The sequence below is a fragment of the Methylorubrum suomiense genome (assembly GCF_022179765.1).
Lineage (GTDB): Bacteria > Pseudomonadota > Alphaproteobacteria > Rhizobiales > Beijerinckiaceae > Methylobacterium > Methylobacterium suomiense.
The window spans coordinates 187,594-211,155 of the sequence record NZ_BPRE01000007.1 but is presented as its reverse complement, the minus strand read 5'-3'; the positions used below and the strand labels follow the sequence as shown (position 1 = coordinate 211,155).

The window sequence follows — 23,562 nt, the reverse complement described above, 5'->3', positions numbered from 1 at the left end:
AGGACGATTCACCGTGCTGCCCACGACCGTAGCGGGGCGGAACCGCCGGCCGCGGGTATCTTCGGTCAGGCGCGTGTCAATCCGCGCGCTTCGGCAAGGCGCGCGGCGTAGCGGGCGATCAAATCGACTTCGAGATTGACCCGGTCCCCGGCCCGACGCTCTTCCCAGGTCGTCACCGACAGGCTGTGCGGGATCAGCAGCACGGAGAAGTCGCTGCCCGCGACCGAATTGACGGTGAGCGAGGTGCCATCGAGGCAGACCGAGCCCTTCTCGGCAATGAACCCGGCAAGCGCGGCCGGGGCCCGGAGCGTAAAGCGCTCGCTCGCCCCCCAGGGGTTGTCCTCTCCGGTCACGGTCTCACGTGCCACGATCTCAGCCACGCCGTCGACATGGCCGGTGACGAGATGGCCGCCCATCTCGTCGCCGAGCTTGAGCGAGCGTTCAAGATTGACCCGGGTGCCGTCGCGCCACGCTCCGACGGTGGTACGGGCGAGCGTCTCGGCGGCGGCATCGACGGCGAAGCGGCATCCCGTGCCGTGCGGTTCGATCGTCACGGCGGTCAGACAGGGGCCGGAACAGGCGATGGAAGCCCCGAGCGCGATGCCGGCGGGATCGTAGGCGCTCTCGATCACGATGCGCCGCAGCCGATCCGTGCCGTCGATCGAGACGACGCGGCCGACATCCGTGACGAGCCCGGTGAACATCTCAGTGCCTCTCGTAGGTGATCGCCTCGTCCTCGCCATAGGCCTGCGCTTCGACTTGGCGCAGCGTGCCTTCGGCCAGGCGGCGGGCGAGGCTCGGTCCGATCGCCGGCAGGCCACCCGCGCCTCCGAGATCGATCGGGCCCGTGATGAGCGTGCAGGCATCGACGAGATCGTGCGCGGCGAGGGCGTCCGCAAGCGCGGGCCCGCCCTCGCTACAGATCCGCGTCAATCCGGTCTCGGCCAGGGCGATGAGCGCCGCGCGCAGATCGATCCGCCCATTGGCATCGGCGGCGACGGGCAGAAGCTCGACGCCGAACGAGGTGAGCATGCGCCGCGCATGGGCCGGGCTGTTGGGACCGGTGACGACGAGGGTCGGAATATCGCGGGCGCCGCGCACCAGATGTGTGGATGGTGTCAGCCGGAGCGTCGAGTCCAGAACGATCCGCACCGGCGACCGGTCTGATAGGCCCGGCAAGCGCACCGTCAGCGACGGGTTGTCGGCCCGCGCCGTGCCGATCCCGACCATGATGGCATCGGCATGGGCCCGCCAGAGATGCACGGCGCCATCGGCGATTGCACCGGTGATCTTCAGCCGATCGCCGCCCGAGGGGGCCGCGAACCCGTCGCGGGTTCGGGCGAGCTTGAGATGTACGCTCGGACGCCCGCGCGTGATGCGGGAAACGTGACCGCGATGATCCCGAAGCGCCTCGTCCCGCAACAGCCCCGTTTCGACCGTGATCCCGGCCTCCCGCAACAGGGCATGACCGCGGCCCGAGACCCGCGGATCCGGATCCTCCATTGCGGTGACGACGCGAGCGATGCCCGCACGGATGGTCGCGTCGGTGCAGGGCGGCGTCCGGCCGTGATGCGAGCAGGGCTCGAGGGTGACGTAGAGTGTGGCCCCCCGCGCCGCCTCGCCCGCCATGGCGATGGCCAGCGGCTCCGCATGCGGGCGACCGCCCGGCGCAGTCGCCGCTTGACCGACGATGCGGCCATCCGCGACCACGACGGCACCGACGCTGGGGTTCGGCCATGTCAGACCGAGATGGCGGCGCCCGAGGGCCAGGGCGAGGCGCATGGCGCGGTGGTCCAGGGCGTGCGTCGCGCTCACAGCCGACCTCGTCAACTTCGCGCCCGCGCCGAACGGCGACGCGGGGCCGCCACAGCCTCCGGCGTCCCCTCGACCGGGGCGGCATCGGCGACCGGGTCGCCTTCACCGGCAAGACGCCCCCCCAGGGTCCCGAGGAGATCTTGGAAGTCCTGGGCTTCGCGAAAATTCTTGTAGACGGAGGCGAAGCGCACATAGGCCACGTCATCGAGGCCCTTGAGCCCTTCCATCACCGCCTCGCCGATGGCTTCGCTGGTGACCTCGCCGTCACCGGTGCTCTCCAAGCGACGGACCACCCCCGAGACGAGACGCTCGATCCGCTCGGGCTCGACAGGCCGCTTCCGCAGAGCCACATCGATCGAGCGTTGCAGCTTGTCCCGGTCGAACGGCATCCGCTTGCCGGACCGCTTGAGCACGGTGAGTTCGCGCAATTGCACCCGCTCGAACGTCGTGAAGCGCCCGCCGCAATCCGGGCAGATGCGACGACGGCGGATGGCCGCGGAATCCTCGCTCGGCCGCGAATCCTTCACCTGCGTGTCGGGACCCCCGCAGAACGGACACCGCATCGCGCGTCTTCAAACCCTTGCTCTCTCCCGGTCGTCCGGGACGCCTCTGTGCCCCAGCCAGGACCGGATTGCCAGGATGAGAATGTCTCATCGCAAACGAGAGCGGCCGCGGATCGCTAAGATCCGCGGCCGCGCCGGCATCCGTTGCCGGAAACGATTACTGGTAGATCGGGAAGCGGTCCGTGAGGGCGTGGACCTTCTGCTTCACGGCCGCTTCAACCGCCGCGTCGCCACCATCACCCTTGGCCCCCAAACCGTCGAGCACCTCGACGATGAGCGAGCCGACCTGCTTAAATTCCGCGACGCCGAAGCCGCGGGTGGTGCTGGCCGGGGTGCCGAGGCGGATGCCGGAGGTGATCGTCGGCTTCTGCGAGTCGAACGGAACGCCGTTCTTGTTGCAGGTGATGTCGGCCCGCGACAGCGCGGCTTCCGCCGCCTTGCCGGTGAGACCCTTCCGCTGCAGATCCACCAGCATCAGGTGGTTGTCGGTGCCGCCCGAGGTGATGTCGTAGCCGCCGGAGATGAGGGTATCGGCCAGCGCCTTGGCGTTGTCGATCACCTGCTTGGCGTAGATCTTAAACTCGGGCTTCAGGGCCTCGCCGAAGGCCACGGCCTTGCCGGCGATGACGTGCATAAGCGGGCCGCCCTGCAGGCCGGGGAAGATCGCCGAGTTGAACTTCTTGGCCAGGGCCTCGTCGTTCGTCAGGATCATGCCGCCGCGCGGACCGCGCAGGGTCTTGTGCGTCGTCGTGGTGGCGACATGGGCGTGGGGGAACGGCGACGGATGCAGACCGGCGGCGACGAGGCCGGCGAAATGGGCCATGTCGACCATGAAGTAGGCGCCGACGGAATCGGCGATCTCACGGAACTTGGCGAAATCCCAGTGACGCGGATAGCCGGAGCCGCCCGCGATGATGACCTTCGGCTTGTGCTCCTGAGCGAGCTGGGCGACCTGCTCCATATCGATGCGCTGATCGTCGCGGCGCACGGTGTAGGAAACCGGCTTGAACCACTTGCCCGACACGTTCGGCGGGGCGCCGTGCGTGAGGTGACCACCGGCGGCGAGGTCGAGACCGAGGAACGTATCGCCCGGCTGCATCAGGGCCATGAACACGCCCTGGTTGGCCTGCGAGCCCGAATTCGGCTGCACGTTGGCGAAGCCGCAATCGAACAGGCGCTTGGCGCGGTCGATCGCCAGTTCCTCGGCAATGTCGACGAATTGGCAGCCACCATAGTAGCGGCGGCCCGGATAGCCTTCCGCGTACTTGTTGGTCAGCACCGAGCCCTGCGCCTCGAGCACGGCCCGCGAGACGATGTTCTCGGAGGCGATCAGCTCGATCTCGTGCTGCTGGCGGCCGAGTTCCTGGGCGACCGCCTTGGCGATCTCGGGATCGGTCTGGGCAAGGTTGGCAGAGAAGAACGTATCGAGGGCGGTGTGGTCGGTCGCGGTACCGGCGCTCATGTGAGGAGCCTCTTCTGATGTTTCCTGATTAAACCCGCCCGTTTGTCGTCGGCATGCACGGGGGTGTTTTTCGAGTCCATTCCTACACGGCGGAGCATGACAGGCCAAGCGCAGCTGATTTTGCGACTTCCGTCAAAAATTTTCACAGGAGCGTCATCGAATGCAGCACCGCATAGGTTCTTGCACACAGCAAAACGCCCGGCACCGGGCCGGGCGTTCGCCGAAACGGTTTCTTGCGAGACGGTTCAGGCAGAAAGGCGGCTCTTCACGTCGCCGAGGCTGGCACGGAGCAGGTCCTGTGCGGCAGCCCCCTGGAGCCGCTCGCGGAGGATCGTCTCCGAAACCCTCACCGCGGCATCGGCTGCGGCGGCACGGACCTGGGCGGCGGCCTGGACTTCCGCCTGCGCGATCTTGGATTCGGCGGACTTGGTGCGGCGGGCGACGAAATCGTTCAGACGGGCTTGACCCTCGGCCGCGAGGCGCTCGGCCTCCTCGCGGGCGCTTGCAACGATCGCCTCGGCATCCTTCTCGGCCTGGGCGCGACGACGCTTGTAGTCGTCGAGAACGGCGGCGGCCTCTTCCCGAAGGCGGCGCGCCTCGTCGAGTTCGTGACGCACGCGCTTGGCGCGGGTATCGAGCCCGCCGGTCATCATGCCGAAGCCACCGACCTTCCACACGATGGCCAGGAACGCCACGAAGGCGACGGCGACCCAGAATTCTGCGGTCAACAGCATGTCGGTCTCAAACCCTTGGTCGGCCTGTCCCGGTGCGTCGGCCCGGGTCCGGTTCGTCGAGCGGGGCCGGCACCATGGCCGGCCCTCGGGATCAGTTCAGCGCGGGCGTGGCGTCGAGGGCCCGGTTCAGGGTCGCCGGATCGGGCGCCTGACCGGTCAGCCGCTCGACGATCGCGGAGGCGGTCTCACCGGCGATGGAGCGGACATTGCCCATCGCCTCGGCGGTGCGGGCGCGGATCGTGGCGTCGGAGGCGGCCAACCGCTGGTTTAGCTCGGCCTCGAGCGTCTTACGCTTGGCATCGGCTTCCGCCGAAAGGGTATTGCGGGTGTCCTGAGCGATGCCCTGAGCCTTGGCCTGCGCCTCGCGGAGGGACTTCTCGTAGGCGGCGCCGGCGGCGTCGGCCTCGGCCTTCATGCGTTGCGCCTGGTCGAGATCGGCGGAGAGCCGGTTCGAGCGGTCGTTGAGGATCGCCTCGATGCGGGGCAGCGCCACCTTGGACATGAGGTAGTAGAGCAGGCCGAAGGCCAGAGCGAGCCAGATCAGCTGCGAGAGAAAGGTATGGCTCTCGAAGGGCGGGAAGGCCGCGCCGTGCCCGCCGGGCGCATGCTCGGTATGGGTCTGGGTGCTCCCGGGCGGAACGATCTTGGTATCCGCATTCGGGGAGGGGGTCGTGAGGGGATTCTTCTCGGCCATGGCCCTGTCCGGTGACGTCGGAAGGCCGGCTCCGCGGGCGGAGCGGCCGGATCAGCGAGCGGGGGAGGGAAGATCGGCTGAAGGCGCGACCTCCCGCTCCCCCGATAATCGACGCGTCAGACGGCGAAGAGCAGCAGCAGGGCGACCAGCAGCGAGAAGATGCCCAGCGCCTCGGTGAGCGCGAAGCCGAGGAGGAGGTTGGTGCGCTGGCTATCGGCGGCCGACGGGTTGCGCAGGGCGCCCGAATAGAACTGGCCGAACAGGTTGCCGAGGCCGATGCTGGCGCCCGCCATGCCAAGGCAGGCGAGGCCGGCGCCGATGTACTTCGCAGCGACGGGATCCATGAAACACTCCTGAGGTTCGAACGAGGGTTCTCGGGGGAAGGGTCCGACCGATGAGGATCAGTGGCCGGGGTGAAGGGCGTCGGCGAGATAGACCGCCGTGAGCGTCGCGAAGACGTAAGCCTGGAGGGCCGCGACGAGGAACTCGAGAGCCGTCAGCGCGATGGTCAGCGCGAGCGGCAGGGGCGAGAGCACGCCCCAGGCGCCGGCCACCAGTAGCTGGACCACGAAGAAGGCGAAGATCTTCAGCGCGATGTGACCGGCCAGGATGTTGGCGAAGAGACGCACCGAGAGGCTGATCGGACGCGACAGGAACGACACGATCTCGATCGGCACCATGATGAGGAGCAGCGGCTTCGGCACGCCCGACGGGACGAACACGCCGAGGAAGTGGGTGCCGTGCTTGGCGACGCCGTAGATCACCACGGTGAGGATGACCACCAGGGCGAGGCCGAAGGTGACGATCAGATGGCTCGTCACCGCGAAGGCGTAGGGGATCATCCCGAGCAGGTTCAGGATGAGCACGAACATGAACAGGGAGAACACCAGCGGCAGGAAGCGTTTGCCCTCGGCGCCGGTCGCCTGGTGAACCGTATCGGCGATGAATTCGTAGAGGGTCTCGGCCAGCGCCTGCAGGCGACCCGGCACCACGGAGCGGCCCGAGGTGGCCACGATGGTGAGGAGCGCGATGATGCCCACCGCAACGAACATGTAGAGAGCCGATTGCGTGAACGCGATCTGCTGGTTGCCGATATGCCCCAGCGAGACGAGCGGCTGCAGCTCGAACTGGTGGATCGGGTCGACACTGACCGCCATGTGCTCGCTTCCGCCCTTCTTCGAGTCGCGCCGGGCGCCTGGCGGCTCCCGTGTTGCGCGTCGCCCTTACACGATGCCGGGCGAGTCTCAAGACCCTTCCGGTCGATCTTTCTCAGCTTTCTGGCCGCTGAAGCCGCTCACCCGCATGACGTTGTAGATACCGGTCACGAAACCGAGCATCAGCAACACGATCATTCCCCAGGGCTTGGTGCCCAGAAGATGATCGAACAGGTATCCGAGAATTCCTCCGGCGATCACGCCCGCGATGAACTCGGTCGAGAGGCGCATGGCCTGCCCAAGCGGAGCCGATCCGCCGGGCGCACCGTTGCGCGCAGGCCCGCCGGGAGCGGCTTTCGGCCGCCTGCCCTCGAGCTGCGTCTCGAGACGTCTGAGCCTCGCGGAGAGATCGCCGTCGTCGGGAGCCCCACCCGGCCCACTCCCGCTGCCTGAAGGATCGCCGCTCACGGGCGACCCCACATGTCGTCGGGAGCGGAGGGAAAAGGCTCGCCCCCTCGGCGCGGCGCACCATAGTTTCGCCATCCTGACGAGTCAAGGCGCGGCTGGCTCAGCTTAAGCCGTTGATTTTGCATAGCAATCCGAGTTTTTCCGCACCTTTTCGAGGCCGATCGGCTACGCGCCGATGATCGGCTTGATGATCTTCTCCATCTCTTCGATCGACAACGCGCCGTTATGCTTGGTGCCGTTGATGAAGAACGTCGGTGTGGAATCGACCTTGAAGGTTTCGAGGCCGCGGGTCTTCACCGCATTGATGGCCGCGTAGGTGTTCTGATCCTTTAAGCAGGCTTCGAACTTCTCTTTCGAGAAGCCCGCCTGCCGCACGATCTGCTCGAGGGCATCGACCGGAGACTGCGGCTTACGCACGAAGGCCCAGTTCTGCTGCTGATCGAACAGGAGATCGGAGATCGGGTAATACTTGTCGTTCCCGTCGCAGCGGGCGAGCATGAAGGCCGCCGTCGACAGCGGGTCGAGCGGGAACTCGCGGAGCGTGAAGCGCACCTTGCCCGTATCGATGTAGCGCTCCTTCAGGACCGGATACGTGGTCGCGTGGAAATGGGCGCAGTGCGAGCAGGTCAGCGAGGCGTATTCGATGATCGTGCACTTGGCATCCGCCGGCCCGAGCCAGACGTCGCCGAGCGGACCCGGCTGCATCAGGGCGGCCGTGTCCGCCGATTGCGCCACCGCATCGGCAATGAGGCGGGGCATGAGGATGGCCGCGCCGAGGGCGAGACCGGTGGTCTTGAGGGCGTCGCGCCGGGTGATCATGGCAGGGACGGGCTCCTTGGGGGCCCAATCCGGGCCCGGGACATGCGAGGTATAGGCGGAACGGCGTCGCACGGGCCGCGGACGCGTCGCCGCACGGGTCGAGCGCCCCTTACCACGGCGAGCGCGCGCGAGGCAGCCCCGGTCTCAGGTGCGTCCGGCCACCACGGCGATGCCGAGCCGGTCCAGGGCGTCGCGCAGGGGATCGTGCTCGATGCGCGAGACCGCCAAGGCCACCTCGCCGCGCCGGGCGGGATCCAGGGGTGGGACCGGTCGGCGGCGGAGGGGCCGGCGCAGGCGGTCCTGCCGGAGCACGATCTTGCCGATACAGGCCCAGCCGTAATGCGCATTGACCCGCTCGATCACCACCGGGGCGAGATGCTGGAGTTCGAGAGCGAAGGCGCCCTCCACCCGAACCACCAGGGTGCCGGGCTCCGGACGCCCCTCGGCGTCGCGGCGGGCGCGGCGGGGCCATTCGAGCTTGACGGGCTGGCAGGCATCCGCGAGGCGCGATCCGACGATGCCGGGCCAGACCGCCAGGATGTCCGCCGAGGCGAAACCCTGCGCGGCGAAGGCGGGACCGACACAGTCACCGATCAATTCGGCCAGGGGTTTCGCGCGCGCCATCGGAGATCCGGTGGGTGAGGGAACGGGATTGTAGCCCAAGGTCGTGCGCGTCGGGAGTCGCGCGGGGCCGGGACGCCTGTGTGACCGATCTTCCCTACCGGTTCCTCTCGATTTGCAGTTCGCGCGCCGATCACGACGCGAGCCCGGCGCCCTGCGCGGCGAGCCGCCGATTCTTCCGGAAAGACGGTGCGTCGCGGATTTTTGTCGTCCCGGTGGATAGCCCGACCGCTTTTGCGGTCGGCGCGGCCCGGCTAAGGGTTCGCGCCATGTCCGCGCCCGCCGCCTCGGCCGACGACCTGCTCGCCTGGTACGACCGGCACCGCCGCGCGCTGCCCTGGCGCGCCCTGCCGGGACAGCGCTCCGACCCCTACCGCGTCTGGCTCTCGGAAGTGATGCTGCAGCAGACGACGGTTGCGGCGGTCAAACCGTATTTCGAGAAGTTCCTGACGCTCTTTCCTAGCGTCGATGCGCTCGCCGCCGCCCCGGAGGAGTCGGTGATGTCCGCCTGGGCCGGGCTCGGCTACTATTCCCGAGCGCGTAATCTCCATGCCTGCGCCAAGGCGGTGGCCACAGCCGGACGCTTCCCCGATACCGAGGAGGGCCTGCGCAAGCTCCCCGGCATCGGCGCCTACACGGCGGGCGCCATCGCGGCCATCGCCTTCAATCGCCCCGCGGCGGCGGTCGATGGCAATGTCGAGCGGGTGATGACGCGCCTCCATGCGATCGAGACGCCGTTGCCCGCGGCCCGTCCGCAGATCCGCGCGCTCACGCAAGCGCTCGTGCCGTACGACCGACCGGGCGATTTCGCGCAAGCCGTGATGGATCTCGGGGCGACGCTCTGCACGCCGCGACGCCCCGCTTGCGCACTGTGCCCGTGGATGCGCCCCTGCCACGCCCGCGCCGAAGGTTTGCAGGAGACCTTTCCGCGCAAGGTGAAGAAGGAGAAGGGGACCTTGCGCAAGGGCGCCGCCTTCGTCGCCCTCAGGGCCGGCGACGAGGCGATCCTCCTGCGCACGCGACCGGCAGAAGGTCTGCTCGGGGCCATGGCCGAACCGCCGGGCAGTCCATGGCTGCCCGATTACGATCCGGCCAAGGGCCTGCTCGACGCACCGCTGGATGCCCGATGGAAGCGTCTTCCGGGCGTCGTGAAGCACGGCTTCACGCATTTCCCGCTGGAACTGACGGTGTTCTTCGCCCGCGTCGCGGCGGGCACGGTGGCCCCGGACGGCATGCGCTTCACGCCCCGCGAGAAGCTCGATACGGAGCCGTTGCCAGGAGCGATGAAGAAGGTGCTGGCCCATGCACTGACCGGCCCGGCCCCGGTCACCACGGCATCGGTGCCACCCCCGCGAGAACCGGATCTCGCCACCCCGCCCGAGCCCGAACCGGCCAAGCGTCGCGGACCGCTGCCGAAGCCGCCCTCATCCCGGCCGTCCGACCTGGCGCGGATCGTCAAGAAGGCGCCCAAGCCCCTCAAGACGCGCTGAGCCAAGAACCAATGGTGCCGCCCCGACCGGGACTCGGATCGCGCGCGTGCATGCCGATCCGCGGGAGCACGGCAGGAGCAGGCCAACCCGGCGTTGCGCCCAGGCGCCGGATCGGTTATCCGTCCCGCCGATTTCCCTTTCGGAACCGTCAGGATCGCGGTGCCCTGCGCACCCCGATCCGTCTTTCGTTCCCGCCGGGGATGTCGGCCCTCGACCATCGCTTGTTTCAGCATGCGTCGGCCCTCCGAGAGGAGGTTGGCTCGACCGGATCGTTCCATCCGGCGGCCGGCGATGACGGGGGTCCTTGCCACACTTGCCGTCGACGCGGCCTCCCGCGGGAGGCCATCTAGGAGAGAGAATGTCCGCTGGTCTGAACGTTTTCCAGCCGAGCCGCGAAGATTTCGCGAGCTTGCTTGAGGAGAGCTTCCTCAATCACGAGATCACCGAAGGTTCGGTCGTCAAGGGTCGCGTCGTCGCGATCGAGAAGGACGTCGCCGTCATCGACATCGGCGCCAAGACCGAAGGTCGCGTCGCCCTCAAGGAGTTCAACGGCCCCGGCCGCGACGGCGATCTGGCCGTCGGCGACGAGGTCGAGGTCTATGTCGACCGCATCGAGAACGCGCTCGGCGAAGCCGTCATCTCGCGCGACAAGGCGCGCCGCGAGGAGAGCTGGGTCAAGCTCGAGAAGGCCTTCGAGGCCAATGAGCGCGTGACCGGCACGATCTTCAACCAGGTCAAGGGCGGCTACACCGTCGATCTCGACGGCGCCGTGGCGTTCCTGCCGCGTTCGCAGGTCGATATCCGCCCGGTGCGCGACGTGACCCCGCTGCTCGGCACACCCCAGCCGTTCCAGATCCTCAAGATGGATCGCCGTCGCGGCAACATCGTCGTGTCGCGCCGCACCGTTCTCGAGGAGAGCCGCGCCGAGCAGCGTTCGGAGCTGGTGGCCAACCTTGAGGAAGGTCAGGTCATCGACGGCGTCGTCAAGAACATCACCGAGTACGGCGCCTTCGTCGATCTCGGCGGCATCGACGGCCTGCTGCACGTCACCGACATGGCATGGCGCCGCGTGAACCACCCGTCCGAGGTCGTGACCATCGGCCAGACGGTGAAGGTCAAGATCATCAAGATCAACCACGAGACGCACCGCATCTCGCTCGGCATCAAGCAGCTGCTCGCCGATCCGTGGGAGGGCATCGCCGCCCGCTACCCGGAGGGTGCCAAGCTCAAGGGCCGCGTGACCAACATCACCGATTACGGCGCCTTCGTGGAGCTGGAGCCGGGCATCGAAGGCCTGATCCACGTCTCCGAGATGAGCTGGACCAAGAAGAACGTCCATCCGGGCAAGATCGTCTCTACCTCTCAGGAGGTCGAGGTGCAGATCCTGGAAGTCGATTCGGTCAAGCGCCGCATCTCGCTCGGCCTCAAGCAGACCCTGCAGAACCCCTGGGACGCCTTCGCCGAGAAGCACCCGGTTGGCTCCGAGGTCGAGGGCGAGGTCAAGAACAAGACCGAGTTCGGCCTGTTCATCGGCCTCGAGGGCGATGTCGACGGCATGGTTCACCTGTCGGATCTCGACTGGAACCGTCCCGGCGAGCAGGTGATCGAGGAGTACAAGAAGGGCGATATCGTGCGCGCCCAGGTTCTCGACGTCGATGTCGAGAAGGAGCGCATCTCGCTCGGCGTGAAGCAGCTCGGCGGCGATCCCTTCGCGGAAGCCGGCGAGATCAAGAAGGGCCAGATCGTCACCTGCGAGATCGTCGAGGTGAAGGATTCGGGCCTCGAAGTGAAGCTCGTCGACACCGACATGCAGACCTTCATTCGTCGCGCCGAGCTCGCCCGCGACCGTGCCGACCAGCGCCCCGAGCGGTTCGCCGCCGGTGAGAAGGTCGATGCCCGCGTGGTGCAGTTCGACCGCAAGGCCCGCCGCGTGCAGGTCTCGATCAAGGCCCTCGAAGTCGCCGAGGAGAAGGAAGCGATGGCCCAGTTCGGCTCGGCCGATTCGGGTGCCTCGCTCGGCGACATCCTCGGTGCCGCCTTCAATAAGAAGAAGGGCGGCGACGAAGAGTAAGGCGAAGTGCCCCGGGCCATCGGCCCGGGGAACCCTTCGGCTCACGCGACGTCCCGTACCAACGGCCCGAAAAGCTCCGCTTTTCGGGCCGTTTCCGTTTGCGTTGTCCGCCTCTCTTGGCGATGCCGCCTTGATCGTCCCCCGTGCCCTTCGGAGCAGGAGGGGCATGCCAGTCACCCTCCGGGCGAGTACGGTCGCGTCGTTCGAGCGGGTTGTTGTGTCATCGGGAACCGCCCGCCACGCGCGGCGTGAGTGAGGATCGCGTGTCGAAACCCTCTCAGGACGATGGCCCGGTCGATCGGATGCGAATCGGCATTCGCAGGCGGCTTGACGGCCTCTTGCGCGGCCGACGACGCAGCGACGCTCTCCCGATCGATTTCGACCCGGACCTCTATCTCGATCTCAACGCCGATGTGGCCATGGCCGTCGAGGCTGGCCACATCGCTTCGGCCGCCGAACATTGGCGCCATTTCGGTCGCCGCGAGCGTCGCGCCTACCGCTTGCCGATCCCGACGGCGGCCCTTGGCGGGGATATCGTCGGTGCGGGGACCTTCCGCTATCCGTATCGGGCGGTCGGCAGCCTGCCGCGGATCGAGTTCGCCGAACCCGCCATCGGTGGGGATGACGAGGCAATTGCGCGTCGCCTCATCGCCGCTTGGCGTCACTCCGCCGCCGCTGCGCCGGACGCCGTCGAGGAGGGAATGTGGGCCGCCCGCACACAGGGCTTCTCGGCCTTCCACACGGCGTTGCACGGCGGGGACGCGCCGGCTTTGGCCGCGATGCTCGTTGACCTGTTCCAGTCGCACCTCGCGCACGGCATCGCCATGGGCCGTACCACCGCGACGCTCGCCCGCCACGCGCCCGACACCTTCGCCGCTGGATGGCACGATCGCCTGCTGAGGTTTGCCGAGGCCCTCGCGGTCGAGCCGGTCCGCTGCCCCGAACAGGGCGACTTCACGCGACCGTTGGAATCCATCGCGGGACTCGAACGCATCGAGGCCGCGCTCGGATTTCCGCTGACCTTTCCGAATGTCGGTGCGCCCTACGGCGTGCGCCTCGGCGGGAGCATCCTGCCCGAGCACGCCTTCAGCCATGCCTACGCTGCCCGGCGCATCCGTGATCTTCGGCCCGGTCCGCGACTGGCCGAGATCGGCGGCGGATTCGGCGGCCTCGCTTGGTATCTGCACGATGCCGCGCAGAGCTACACGATCCTGGATCTGCCGTTCACCAACGTGATCCAGGGATGGTTCCTGCTCAAGGCCGGGCTCCCCGTCTCCCTCTCCGGCGAGACCGATGCGCGGATCAGGATCCTGCCGTGGTGGGAGATCCATCGCGACGAGCGATACGACCTCGTCATCAACCAGGATTCGATACCGGAGATGCCGCCGGATACGGCCGAGATGTATGTGGGCCGGATCCGCGAAATCGCGCCGCTCTTCTACTCGATCAACCAGGAAGCGGCGGCCGTGAACACGGATGCGTTCCGGCAGGGTGTCGTGCCCGACCTCGTTGCCCGAGACGGCGGCTATCGCCGCCTCAGCCGGAATCTCTTCTGGCTGCGCGACGGCTATGTCGAAGAGGTCTACGCCCGCCGCGGGTAAAGAGCCCGCGCTGACACGCCCCGCGGCATCAACCCCTTGCCGCCCCGCCATCGGCGGGTCTAAACACGGCCGCAAGGTCGAGCGGCCTGCGCGAATCCAGATGCGTCAAGGACTTGGCCGCGAGTCGGGCCAGGGTGACGCCCAGGCTCGGACGCAGGTTGCCCGAATGGACAAGTGTGGTTCGCCATCCCGCGGCGCATCCTGCGGCGGGCGAATCGCGAGGCGGCCCGAATGAGGCCGAACGCCAGGGAGTGGACCGTCGGATGGCCGCAGACGCCGAGTTTCTGATCGACCGCCGTCGTCTGCGCCGCAAGCTGACCTTGTGGCGGGTGATCGGCATCGGCGCGCTCATCGTTGCCGTGGGCGCTGTCGGCTACCGGGCCCGGATCGGCGAGGGACGATTCTTCGCGCCCAAGCGGGATCAAATCGCGCGCATTTCCATCGGCGGCTTCATCGCCGGCAGCGAATCCACCCGCAAGCTGATCGAACGCGTCGGCAAGGCCGACTCGGTCAAGGGCGTCGTCCTCTCGATCTCGTCGCCCGGTGGGACGACGACGGGTTCGGAGGAACTGTACCGCAACATCCGCGCCCTCGCCGACAAGAAGCCGGTCGTCGCTTTCGTGGACGGCACGGCAGCCTCGGGCGCCTACATCACGGCCATTGCCGCTGATCACATCGTCGCCCGCGAGACCGCCCTCGTCGGCTCCATCGGCGTCCTGTTTCAATATCCCGAAGTGTCCGGCCTGCTCGATCGGGTGGGCGTGAAGGTCGAGACGGTCAAGTCATCGCCGTTGAAGGCCGAGCCCTCGGGCTTCGCTCCGACCTCGCCGGAGGCCCGCGCTGCCCTCTCGGCGATCGTGATGGACACCTATGGCTGGTTTCGCGGGCTCGTCGCCGAACGTCGCGGCATGAACGAGCAGCAGCTCGCGGCGGTGGCCGATGGACGCGTGTTCAGCGGGCGCCAGAGCATTCCGCTCAAGCTCGTGGACGAGCTCGGCGACGAGCGTCAGGCGGTGGTTTGGCTCGAGCAGAAGCGGGACGTGCCGAAGGACCTGCCGGTGAACGACTGGAAGCCAAAATCCGAGGGCGGCTTGACCCTCTGGTCATCCCTCGGCGGTGCTGCGGACTTCGCGGGTTTCGCCGGACTTGCTGCACGGCTTCGGGCGGTCGGCGCCGAGACGGCTGCGTTGGAGCAGGGCGGCCTGCTCGCCGTCTGGCGTCCGGCGCCCTGATCCGCCCCCGCATGCCGCACCTGCCCCGCATCCGGAAGATGGCCGTATGATCAAGTCCGAACTCGTGCTCAAGATCGCCGAGCAGAATCCGCATCTCTATCAGCGGGACGTGGAGACTCTCGTCAACGCGATCCTCGACACCATCGCCGACGCGTTGGCACAGGGCGACCGGGTCGAGCTTCGCGGTTTCGGTGCTTTCTCGGTGAAGCGCCGGGAAGCCCGGCGCGGTCGCAATCCCCGCACCGGCGAATCGGTCGCCGTGTCCGAGAAGGCGATCCCCGTCTTCAAGACCGGCAAGGAGATGCGGCTGCGCCTGAACAAGGCCGGCATCGGCGAGGAGCGGGCCGAGGCGTGAGCCCTCTGTAGAACTGCCCCGTGACGGCGACGGTGTCTCGCCCTAACTCACCCTGAGAACAGCACCCGCCGTTGCCGGTCGGGCGCCAAGGCCCTTCACTCGCGCCGTCCGAGCCGTCCAGGCTCCCGCGGCGGCTCGCACCGGGCGTCGCCCCGGTACGCGCCGGCCGGGTCGGCGAGACCGATCCGTCGGAGACACGTTGGAATGATTCGTTTCCTGAAAGCTCTGGTGCTCCTGCCGGTCGCGATCGTGGTCGTGCTGCTGGCGGTCGCCAACCGTCAGGCCGTGACCCTGTCCTTCGACCCGTTCTCGCCGGAGCCCCTGTTCAGCGCGGTTCTGCCGCTCTACGCGGTGCTGTTCGGCGCCGTCGCCCTCGGCGTCGTATTCGGCGGCATCGGCAGCTGGCTCGGTCAGAGCGGCACCCGCCAGAGGGCCCGCTACCACCGCCGCGAGGCCGACCGTCTCGCCAAGGAAGCCGCCACCCTGAAGACCTTCGGCGCGCCCGGCGTCGAGCCCGGCTACGCGCCGGTTTCCGGCCACACGGCGCTGCCGGCTCCCGCCGGGCGCTGAGCGTTCACCCTCCCGTCCCGATGTCGAACGTGCGCGTCAAGATCTGCGGTCTCTCCACGGAGACGACGCTCGACGCCGCGCTCGATGCGGGCGCCGATCTCGTCGGCTTCGTGCATTTTGCCAAAAGCCCCCGCCATCTCTCCCTTGAGGCGGCGGGCCGCCTCGCAGGCCGGGCGCGCGGTCGGGCGGAGCGTGTGCTTCTCCTGGTCGATCCCGACGACGACCTGCTGGCGGCGGCCATCGAGGCGGTCGATCCGGATTTGATCCAGTTGCACGGCCGAGAATCGCCGGAACGCGTGGCGTTTCTGCGTAGGCACGGTGGGCGGCCAATCATGAAGGCGCTCGGCATCGCGCGCGCCGAAGATCTTGCGGCTTTGGCGGTCTGGTCAGATGTGGCCGACCGGCTGCTCCTGGACGCCAAACCGCCTCCCGGCGCGGCGCTTCCCGGCGGCAACGGGATCGCCTTCGATTGGGATCTGCTGGCGCAGTCGCGTTTGCCGGAGCACACGATGCTGTCGGGCGGACTCGATGCTGCCAATGTCGCCGAAGCACTGGCCCGCACAGGTCTCTCGGCGGTCGATGTCTCTTCGGGCGTGGAGGTTCGCCCGGGCGAGAAGGATCCGGCCCGCATCGCCGCCTTCGTAACCGCCGCCCGTCGCCAGCCGGCAATGAGGCGACGCGGCTAACGACATCCCCACGCAACGAGCCGAGAAGGCTCCGTCGCCGTCGATCCGCGGACCAACGAAAGTAGCCCGTCACTTCGCCGATCGGCAGCTCGCAGCTCGGGGCCCATTCCGGACCGGTGCTAGAGGCTTCCACCTGGTTCAGGCGAGCCGACCGAGAGTACGTCTCTGGCCGGCAAACCCGCCCCGACAGGATCCCGAAGCTCCAGGAAGCACGGGACGTCGCATTGCGGCCGGCCTCCCATGGGTCTAGCACGCGCAATCAGAAAGATTGACGCCTGATCGAGGACTGCCCGTCGTGACCCTGAACCCCGCACCGAACTCCTTCCGCACCGGGCCGGACGAGCGCGGCCGCTTCGGCATCTTCGGCGGCCGCTTCGTGGCCGAGACGCTGATGCCGCTGATCCTCGATCTGGAGAAGGCCTACGAGGACGCGAAATCCGATCCGTCCTTCAAGGCGGATATGGAGAGCTACGGCACCCATTATATCGGCCGCCCGAGCCCGCTCTACTATGCCGAGCGCCTGACCGAGCATTTCCGCGCGCAGGCACCGAAGGGCAACGGCGCCAAAATCTACTTCAAGCGCGAGGAGCTGAATCACACCGGCTCGCACAAGGTGAACAATGTGCTCGGCCAGATTCTCCTGGCCCGCCGCATGGGCAAGCCCCGGATCATCGCCGAAACCGGCGCGGGCCAGCACGGCGTCGCGACCGCGACCCTCTGCGCCCGCTTCGGCCTGAAATGCGTGGTCTATATGGGAGCCGTCGACGTCGAGCGGCAGGCGCCGAACGTGTTCCGCATGAAGATGCTGGGCGCCGAGGTCGTACCGGTGCAGTCCGGCACCCGGACCCTCAAGGACGCGATGAACGAGGCCCTGCGCGATTGGGTCACCAACGTGGCCGACACCTTCTACTGCATCGGCACCGTGGCGGGTCCTCATCCCTACCCGGCGATGGTGCGCGATTTCCAATCCGTGATCGGTCACGAAACCAAGGCGCAGATGCTGGCCCTGGAGGGGCGCCTGCCCGATTCGCTGATTGCCTGCATCGGCGGCGGCTCGAACGCGATGGGCCTGTTCCATCCCTTCCTCGACGACCGCGAGGTCGAGATTTACGGCGTCGAGGCCGCCGGCCACGGTGTCCAGAGCGGCCTGCACGCGGCCTCCCTGACGGGCGGCAAGCCGGGCGTGCTGCACGGCAACCGGACCTACCTGCTCATGGATGCCGACGGGCAGATCGCCGACGCGCACTCGATCTCGGCGGGCCTGGATTATCCGGGCATCGGCCCGGAGCACGCCTGGTTGCACGAGGCCGGCCGCGTCACCTACCTCTCGGCGACTGATTCCGAGACGCTGGAGGCGTTCAAGCTCTGCTCTTCCCTGGAAGGGATCATTCCGGCGCTGGAGCCGGCCCATGCCCTCTCCAAGGTCGCCGAGCTGGCTCCCACAAAGCCGGCCGATCACCTGATGGTGCTCAATCTCTCGGGGCGTGGCGACAAGGATATTCCCCAAGTCGCCCGCATCTTCGGCCAGACGCTTTGACGTCCGCCCGGAGCATCCCGCGAAGAACCTGCAGCTCGAGGGCTGCAGGCCGTTGACACCCCCGCCACCTTCTCCCTATATCGCCGCCCACCGGGGGACGCCGCAGCGCCCCCCGCGACGGTGGCGGGGTAGCTCAGCTGGTTAGAGCAGAGGAATCATAATCCTTGTGTCGGGGGTTCAAATCCCTCCCTCGCTACCAAAATTCTTCGATCAGTTATCGAATGATTCTGCCAAGCCCCGGATCGACTGTCCGGGGCTTTATGCTGTCCGGCCTATCCCTAAGCTGCGACGTCCGCACTTTTTGCCGGTGCATCTCACCGAGATTATGCCGGGTCATGCTTCCGGATCCGATCGTCTCTCACCGTGTTTGGCGGTGGCAGGCCCAAGCACAAAACGGGTTCTCCCGAAGGTCCTGGGGAAGCGCTGGCAGCACCTGGCAGCATGAACCGCCGCTCCTGTTCCTGAGGCCGTAAAGTGCCTGCTGCTGCATCCTGAAGGGGTTCCACCAGGGCCAACATCGGCAGCCGCCCAGGTTTCTCTGTTGCCCCGCCGGCATCATCGCTCGACGGTACCCTCACCCACGACGATCAATGGCAGGGCCGATCGCTTCGTTCAGCTCTCCTGGCGCGGATGAGCCTATAGCAGCCCTCTATCGTCTCAGATCAGCGTCGCGCGCAGGCACCTGCGTTCCCTTCCCCTACGATGGAAAGCGGCCCGGCGAAGGTATCGGTCGTCAAACCTCAAAAGACGCCCCAAGGCAGATCGAGAACGATCTATTGAGCCACGAAGGTGGACGTCATTTCTGCCAAAATCGAATCATGGGGGATACGTGGCCTGCACGTTACATTCTTCACTTGCAGCAACAAGCAATATGAGACCCTGCGCCCACATGTTTGGCCGCAGTAGCAACACAGTTCCTCTTGGATTTTAGCAGAGTTACCACTATCGTAGTTGACGAAAGATAATATTTTTCCGCATCCGTAATGATATCGCCGAACGAGGAAAACACCTCAACGGGATGACACAGGCTGCACCGCATATCACCGACTGCCACCGATGTTGACCATCCGAAATCGGTTTCTTGTGTCGATCCGCTTTTTATAAGAAAATCAGCATGAGCAGATGCGGATGCGACCAATGCTTTCAAAAGTTGTTGCGCGGCATCTGTTGAGCGTTTTCGTTGTTCTCGTCGCCCTGCGCGTTTCGGCTGCTGCCGAACCGATCGTCGTTGTCGGAAAAGATTTTACGGAACAGGGTCTCGTCGCAGAACTGACGCGACAGCTTCTCGCCTCGAAAGGCTTCGATGCCCAAAAGGTCCAAGGCTTGAGCACCTCAGAGATGCACGCGCATATGCGGGCGAGAAGAGGTGACATTTATTGGGAATATACGACCACGCGCCTCTCGCTGGTCTATGGCGACCGGGCGAACTACGACAAGGGCGCGGCCTATGCCCGGCTGCGAGAACTCGATCTGTCGATCGGATACACTTGGCTGAGACCGACGGACATCAACAATACCTATGCCCTCGCGATGCGCACCCAATCGTCGGAGGTGCTGAAGATCGCGACGATCTCCGAACTCTTTGCAGCCATCGGAAGAGGAACGAATCTGATCGTTGGCATCAACAAGGAGTTTGCAGAACGTCCGGATGGGTTGGAGCCGCTCGAACGCACTTACGGCAGTCATTTTCCCCGGGAGATCGTCAGGCAGGTCGACACCGACTATATCTATCAAGCACTCCGGATATCCGGCGTCGATGTCGGCGTCGTTTTTTCCACGGATGGACGTATCAGCGGCTACGATCTTCAAATCCTCCGTGATGACAGAGGCTTCTTCTTCAATTATTTTCTCGCACCGATCATCAAGACCGAGACGGCGCAAGCTCATCCGACGCTAGTGCAGATCTTGGAAGCATTGTCGTCGAAGCTCGATAGCGCGACGATCACGCGGTTGAACGCCGAGGTGGACGTCAAGAGGCGGCTGATCAGGGACGTCGCCGCTGAATTTCTTAGGGACAGCGGTCTCATCCAGGGCAATCGATGAGCGGACAGGCGTTCACCGCATCCCCACATCCCTCCACCGAGCAAAATCATAGCATCGGTCCAGCCGAGCCAAGATCGCCCCCAACCTCGATGGCTGCGATGACAAGGTGCCGTCCACGGACGGCACCCTTCACCACATTCAGTACATCGGAGTGCCGCCGGTGACCGGGACGAGAGCACCCGACATGTAGCTGCCCTCGCGCGAGGCGAGCAGCACGTAGGCGGGAGCGAGTTCCGCTGGCTGACCGGCCCGCCCGAGCGGCGTGTCGGCGCCGAGTTGCTCGATCTGCTCCGGCGTCTTGGCGATCGGCTGGATCGGCGTCCAGACCGGCCCGGGAGCCACGCAATTCACCCGAATACCTTTGGGAGCCAGGAGGTTCGACAGGCCGATGGTCAGGCTGGCGATCGCCCCCTTGGTTGCGGCGTAGATCAGCATCGAGCTGTCCGCGACCTTGGCCTGCTGACTCGTCGAATTGACGATGGCCGAGCCCGGGCGCAGGTGCGGCAGCGCGGCCTGGGCGAGGTAATACATGGCGAAGACGTTGGCGCGGAACGCCCCTTCGAGATCGTGGGACGTCACATCGTCCAGACCCTCGTTGATGGTCTGTGCGGCCGCATTGTTGACGAGGATGTCGAGGCGGCCGAGCTCGGACACGGTGCGCGCGACGATGGCGCGGCAATGGTCCTCGTCGCGCAGGTCGCCCGGCAGCAGCAGCGCGCGCCGGCCGGCCTGCTCGACCCACCGTGCCGTCTCCTCGGCATCCGATTGCTCGACGTCGAGATAAGAGATGGCCACGTCGGCTCCCTCGCGGGCATAGGCGATGGCGACGGCGCGGCCGATACCGGAATCGCCGCCGGTGATCAGCGCGACCTGATCGGTCAGCAGACCCTTGCCCACATAGCTCGTCTCACCGTGATCCGGCGCGGGCGTCATCTTCGAACTGAGCCCCGGCCGCTCCTGCTGCTGCGCTCCTGGGAAAGGGGGACGCGGACCGGCCTCCCGCGGATCGATCGTCATGGTGGCTCCTCGATAGCGCCTGGGGGGCTCCTCGGGAGCGCCGCCTGCGGTATCCGGTAACGTGTCGGGCCCCACTTGGTGGCCGCGACAGAATGGTGCCGAGATGTGCAACCTCTACAGCCTGACGAAGAGCCAGGATGAGATCCGGCGAGCCTTCCGGATCGACGACGACCGCACCGGCAACCTTCCGCCCTTGCCCGGCATCTTTCCCAATACCGCTGCGCCGATCATTCATAACCACGAGGGTCGGCGGGTGCTGGCGATGCATCGCTGGGGCATGCCGTCTCCGGCCTTCGCGCTCGAGGGCAAGCGAGTCGATCCCGGCGTGACCAATGTGCGCAACACCGGCTCACCGCATTGGCGCCGCTGGCTCGGCCCCGAGCATCGCTGCCTCGTGCCGCTCTCCGCCTTCAGCGAGTTCAACAAGGCGGAGGGCGGAGATGTGTGGTTCGCCCTCGGTGCGGAACGCCCGCTCGCGGGCTTCGCCGGTATCAGGACCGAGGGTTGGACCTCCGTGCGCAAGCTCAAGGATGGCGAGACCACGGACGACCTCTACGCCTTCCTGACCTGCCCCCCGAATGAGGAAGTCGGCGCGGTGCATCCGAAAGCGATGCCGGTGATCCTGACCACGGAAAACGAGTGGGAGACATGGCTGCGAGCGCCATGGTCCGAAGCGAAGAAACTCCAACGTCCTCTGCCAGATGGTTCTCTCACCCTGGTCGGGCGTGGCATGAAACACGACGATGCCCGCTGATCGCAGGACCGATGACCCCTTCGGCCGGATGCACGAGCTAGTGAGGCGCGCCACGACCAAGACCGACACCGGCCCTACGCTGTTCGACGAGGTTTCCGCGCGCCTGCCGCTCTTCGACGGCCTCACCGGAGACAGCGTCGAACGTCTCAGTTCATCGGGCTACGGGCGCGGATTGCTGACGGCGTCGCTCCGAGCACGGCTGCGAAAGGCGGGCTTTGCCGATATGGGCGCGCTGGTCCGCGCCTCGCCGACGGATCTTCTGGCCGTGCGAAAGATCGGTCCGCTGCGGGTCGCCGCATTGCGAACCCACCTGCTCGGCGAACTCGCCAGAATGGTGCCGGGCGCCCGCGCCGATCACGACACGGAGGCAACCCAGCGGCGACGGCTCGAGCGCCTGCGCAATGCGCCAACCGCTACGCTTTCCCTCGAACCGTCCCTTCGCGCGCGGCTCGCTCGGGCCTTCACGACCGGGGCCGACTTGGCCCAGCGACGCAGGACCGAGATTGGGACGAACCTCGGGATTGCCTCGGTCGATCTCGACCGGATCGTCGTCGCTCTCATGCGGGCGGTGCAGCCGGCCCCGTCCCCGGCAACCTCGGATATTCGTACACGCGACGATGGGGTGGAGCAGGATGCAGGGGACCGGCTGGATCGAGCCGAATTGCTGAAAGAGCGCGATCGGGAATGGGACGCGGCAGCCCCCGCCGCCGAGGCCCGGCCCCGCGGCAGGTCCTGAACCAAGGTCGGCACCCATCGGCAGCCTGTCCCCGCCGCGTCGTCTCGGCTATCTTGGCCGTATGAAGCGGCATCTCGATTCGTCCACGCTGCGACGCCTCGCGGCAGGCCTCATCCTCGGATCCGGCCTCGTCGGAGCAACACCGGCCCTGGCGCAGAGCGTCCTGCCGTTCGCGGGCTTCGCGCCGCTGCCCACCTTCGCTTGGTCGACACCGAGCGTCGACGGCGTTTCGCGCTGGTCCGGCTCCTACGCCGCCCTGTCGACCGGCTACGCGTTTTCCTCGTCCAAGCATTTCGGCAGCTATGGCGGCCCGACGATCGGGTTCGAGGGCGGCCGAATGTGGCAGGAAGGGCGGTTCGTCTACGGCATCGTCGGCGGGGCCGATCTTCTGATACCCGGCACCGGCGGTCTCACGCCGGGCGTCGGAGGTTTCGGCTACGCGCGAGACTTTGCCGGCGCCTTCCAAGTGCAGGTCGGGACGCTGCTGACCGACAACGTCCTGCTCTACGGCAAGGCCGGGGCGTGGGCGGTGCACGAACGGCTGCGCTTCGGCGGCAATGCCGCCGCACCGCTCTACACCCGCGAGGACATTGCCGTACTTCCCGATGCGCGCGTCGGCGTCGAATGGGCGATCACCGACCGGCTCTCGGTGGCGGTCGAGGCGGGCGTGGTCGGCAACCGATTCCGCTGAGGGTGGGAAGCGATCGCCCGGCGCGCCCTTCATCCTGGGGACGCAGCGAGCAGGCGACGCTATTGACAGGCCGGGCCGCGCCTGTCGCCCGATCAACCGCCCCGTGGGGCGAACAGGATCACCGCCATTCCGACGAGGCAGATTGCACCGCCGGCCAAATCGAAGCGGTCGGGCCGGTGGCCCTCCACGGCCCATAACCAGCCGATCGACGCCGCGACATAGACGCCTCCATAGGCGGCGTAGGCGCGACCGGCGGCTTCGCTTTCCACGAGGGTGAGCAGATAGGCGAACAGAGCCAGCGAAGCGAGGCCCGGCACGATCCATCCCATCGAGCGGCCGAGGCGCAGCCAAGCCCAGAAGGCGAAGCAGCCGCCGATCTCGGCGAGCGCGGCGGCGGAGAAGGCTAGGAGCGAGCGGGTCATGGCGTGCGCTTGCACCGGACCGGGCCG

At 66.9% G+C, this 23,562-nt stretch carries 25 protein-coding genes and 1 tRNA gene; 13 read left to right on the top strand and 13 right to left on the bottom strand.

Annotated elements, in window-relative coordinates:
* Positions 1-65 precede the first annotated feature (65 nt).
* From MFF26_RS13185 to MFF26_RS13135, 11 genes are all read right to left on the bottom strand, one after another.
* Positions 66-704 (bottom strand): riboflavin synthase, encoded by a 639-nt coding sequence (locus MFF26_RS13185; protein WP_137831219.1) that lies wholly within the window; start codon positions 702-704, stop codon positions 66-68.
* Position 705: 1 nt separating this feature from the next.
* Positions 706-1,782, bottom strand: coding sequence for a bifunctional diaminohydroxyphosphoribosylaminopyrimidine deaminase/5-amino-6-(5-phosphoribosylamino)uracil reductase RibD (gene ribD, locus MFF26_RS13180; RefSeq protein WP_137831241.1), 1,077 nt, complete (start codon positions 1,780-1,782; stop codon positions 706-708).
* 44 nt (positions 1,783-1,826) lie between these two features.
* Complete coding sequence (nrdR, locus tag MFF26_RS13175) at positions 1,827-2,378, bottom strand: transcriptional regulator NrdR (protein WP_137831220.1); 552 nt, start codon at positions 2,376-2,378, stop codon at positions 1,827-1,829.
* A gap of 157 nt (positions 2,379-2,535) precedes the next feature.
* Positions 2,536-3,840, bottom strand: a complete 1,305-nt coding sequence (gene glyA / locus MFF26_RS13170; RefSeq protein ID WP_137831221.1) for a serine hydroxymethyltransferase — start codon at positions 3,838-3,840, stop codon at positions 2,536-2,538.
* 245 nt (positions 3,841-4,085) lie between these two features.
* A complete protein-coding gene (locus MFF26_RS13165) occupies positions 4,086-4,571 on the bottom strand; it encodes a F0F1 ATP synthase subunit B family protein (RefSeq protein ID WP_171015567.1) in 486 nt (161 codons plus the stop codon).
* A gap of 94 nt (positions 4,572-4,665) precedes the next feature.
* Positions 4,666-5,268 carry a F0F1 ATP synthase subunit B gene (locus MFF26_RS13160; protein ID WP_137831223.1) on the bottom strand — a complete coding sequence of 201 codons (603 nt, stop codon included), beginning with the start codon at positions 5,266-5,268 and terminating at the stop codon, positions 4,666-4,668.
* 116 nt (positions 5,269-5,384) lie between these two features.
* Complete coding sequence (locus MFF26_RS13155) at positions 5,385-5,612, bottom strand: F0F1 ATP synthase subunit C (protein ID WP_012455237.1); 228 nt, start codon at positions 5,610-5,612, stop codon at positions 5,385-5,387.
* Between the two features lie 57 nt (positions 5,613-5,669).
* Positions 5,670-6,425: a F0F1 ATP synthase subunit A gene (locus tag MFF26_RS13150; protein WP_137831224.1), complete on the bottom strand. Its 756-nt coding sequence runs from the start codon at positions 6,423-6,425 to the stop codon at positions 5,670-5,672.
* Positions 6,426-6,512: 87 nt separating this feature from the next.
* The gene (locus tag MFF26_RS13145) at positions 6,513-6,890 is read right to left on the bottom strand and encodes an AtpZ/AtpI family protein (RefSeq protein ID WP_137831225.1); all 378 of its coding nucleotides are present in this window, start codon (positions 6,888-6,890) and stop codon (positions 6,513-6,515) included.
* A 165-nt stretch (positions 6,891-7,055) separates the two neighbouring features.
* Positions 7,056-7,709 carry a DsbA family protein gene (locus MFF26_RS13140; protein WP_137831226.1) on the bottom strand — a complete coding sequence of 218 codons (654 nt, stop codon included), beginning with the start codon at positions 7,707-7,709 and terminating at the stop codon, positions 7,056-7,058.
* Positions 7,710-7,853: 144 nt separating this feature from the next.
* Positions 7,854-8,333 (bottom strand): DUF721 domain-containing protein, encoded by a 480-nt coding sequence (locus tag MFF26_RS13135; RefSeq protein ID WP_137831227.1) that lies wholly within the window; start codon positions 8,331-8,333, stop codon positions 7,854-7,856.
* Positions 8,334-8,599: 266 nt separating this feature from the next.
* Here MFF26_RS13135 and mutY point away from each other — a divergent pair, with 266 nt between their 5' ends.
* From mutY to MFF26_RS13085, 10 genes are all read left to right on the top strand, one after another.
* On the top strand, positions 8,600-9,820 hold the full coding sequence (mutY, locus tag MFF26_RS13130) for an A/G-specific adenine glycosylase (protein ID WP_137831228.1): 1,221 nt from the start codon (positions 8,600-8,602) through the stop codon (positions 9,818-9,820).
* Positions 9,821-10,178: 358 nt separating this feature from the next.
* Positions 10,179-11,891, top strand: a complete 1,713-nt coding sequence (gene rpsA, locus MFF26_RS13125; protein WP_137831229.1) for a 30S ribosomal protein S1 — start codon at positions 10,179-10,181, stop codon at positions 11,889-11,891.
* A 263-nt stretch (positions 11,892-12,154) separates the two neighbouring features.
* The gene (locus MFF26_RS13120; protein ID WP_238308088.1) at positions 12,155-13,492 is read left to right on the top strand and encodes a class I SAM-dependent methyltransferase; all 1,338 of its coding nucleotides are present in this window, start codon (positions 12,155-12,157) and stop codon (positions 13,490-13,492) included.
* Between the two features lie 263 nt (positions 13,493-13,755).
* Positions 13,756-14,724 carry a signal peptide peptidase SppA gene (gene sppA, locus MFF26_RS13115; RefSeq protein ID WP_137831230.1) on the top strand — a complete coding sequence of 323 codons (969 nt, stop codon included), beginning with the start codon at positions 13,756-13,758 and terminating at the stop codon, positions 14,722-14,724.
* Positions 14,725-14,770: 46 nt separating this feature from the next.
* On the top strand, positions 14,771-15,079 hold the full coding sequence (gene ihfB / locus MFF26_RS13110; RefSeq protein ID WP_137831231.1) for an integration host factor subunit beta: 309 nt from the start codon (positions 14,771-14,773) through the stop codon (positions 15,077-15,079).
* Between the two features lie 204 nt (positions 15,080-15,283).
* Positions 15,284-15,649 carry a LapA family protein gene (locus MFF26_RS13105; RefSeq protein WP_137831232.1) on the top strand — a complete coding sequence of 122 codons (366 nt, stop codon included), beginning with the start codon at positions 15,284-15,286 and terminating at the stop codon, positions 15,647-15,649.
* Between the two features lie 20 nt (positions 15,650-15,669).
* The gene (locus tag MFF26_RS13100; RefSeq protein ID WP_137831233.1) at positions 15,670-16,335 is read left to right on the top strand and encodes a phosphoribosylanthranilate isomerase; all 666 of its coding nucleotides are present in this window, start codon (positions 15,670-15,672) and stop codon (positions 16,333-16,335) included.
* A gap of 295 nt (positions 16,336-16,630) precedes the next feature.
* Complete coding sequence (gene trpB / locus MFF26_RS13095) at positions 16,631-17,872, top strand: tryptophan synthase subunit beta (RefSeq protein ID WP_137831234.1); 1,242 nt, start codon at positions 16,631-16,633, stop codon at positions 17,870-17,872.
* Between the two features lie 122 nt (positions 17,873-17,994).
* A tRNA-Met gene (locus tag MFF26_RS13090) sits at positions 17,995-18,071 on the top strand.
* Between the two features lie 938 nt (positions 18,072-19,009).
* Positions 19,010-19,915 (top strand): glycine betaine ABC transporter substrate-binding protein, encoded by a 906-nt coding sequence (locus tag MFF26_RS13085; protein ID WP_171015566.1) that lies wholly within the window; start codon positions 19,010-19,012, stop codon positions 19,913-19,915.
* A 138-nt stretch (positions 19,916-20,053) separates the two neighbouring features.
* On the opposite strand, the gene MFF26_RS13080 is transcribed toward MFF26_RS13085, so the two are convergent.
* Positions 20,054-20,932: an SDR family oxidoreductase gene (locus MFF26_RS13080; RefSeq protein ID WP_137831236.1), complete on the bottom strand. Its 879-nt coding sequence runs from the start codon at positions 20,930-20,932 to the stop codon at positions 20,054-20,056.
* Between the two features lie 103 nt (positions 20,933-21,035).
* Here MFF26_RS13080 and MFF26_RS13075 point away from each other — a divergent pair, with 103 nt between their 5' ends.
* From MFF26_RS13075 to MFF26_RS13065, 3 genes are all read left to right on the top strand, one after another.
* The gene (locus tag MFF26_RS13075) at positions 21,036-21,686 is read left to right on the top strand and encodes an SOS response-associated peptidase (RefSeq protein WP_137831237.1); all 651 of its coding nucleotides are present in this window, start codon (positions 21,036-21,038) and stop codon (positions 21,684-21,686) included.
* 40 nt (positions 21,687-21,726) lie between these two features.
* Positions 21,727-22,422, top strand: coding sequence for a hypothetical protein (locus MFF26_RS13070; RefSeq protein ID WP_238308087.1), 696 nt, complete (start codon positions 21,727-21,729; stop codon positions 22,420-22,422).
* A 61-nt stretch (positions 22,423-22,483) separates the two neighbouring features.
* Positions 22,484-23,113 (top strand): hypothetical protein, encoded by a 630-nt coding sequence (locus MFF26_RS13065; RefSeq protein ID WP_137831238.1) that lies wholly within the window; start codon positions 22,484-22,486, stop codon positions 23,111-23,113.
* 92 nt (positions 23,114-23,205) lie between these two features.
* Here the strand turns inward: MFF26_RS13065 and MFF26_RS13060 are convergent, their stop codons facing one another.
* Positions 23,206-23,535, bottom strand: a complete 330-nt coding sequence (locus MFF26_RS13060; protein WP_137831244.1) for a YnfA family protein — start codon at positions 23,533-23,535, stop codon at positions 23,206-23,208.
* Positions 23,536-23,562: the final 27 nt, after the last annotated feature.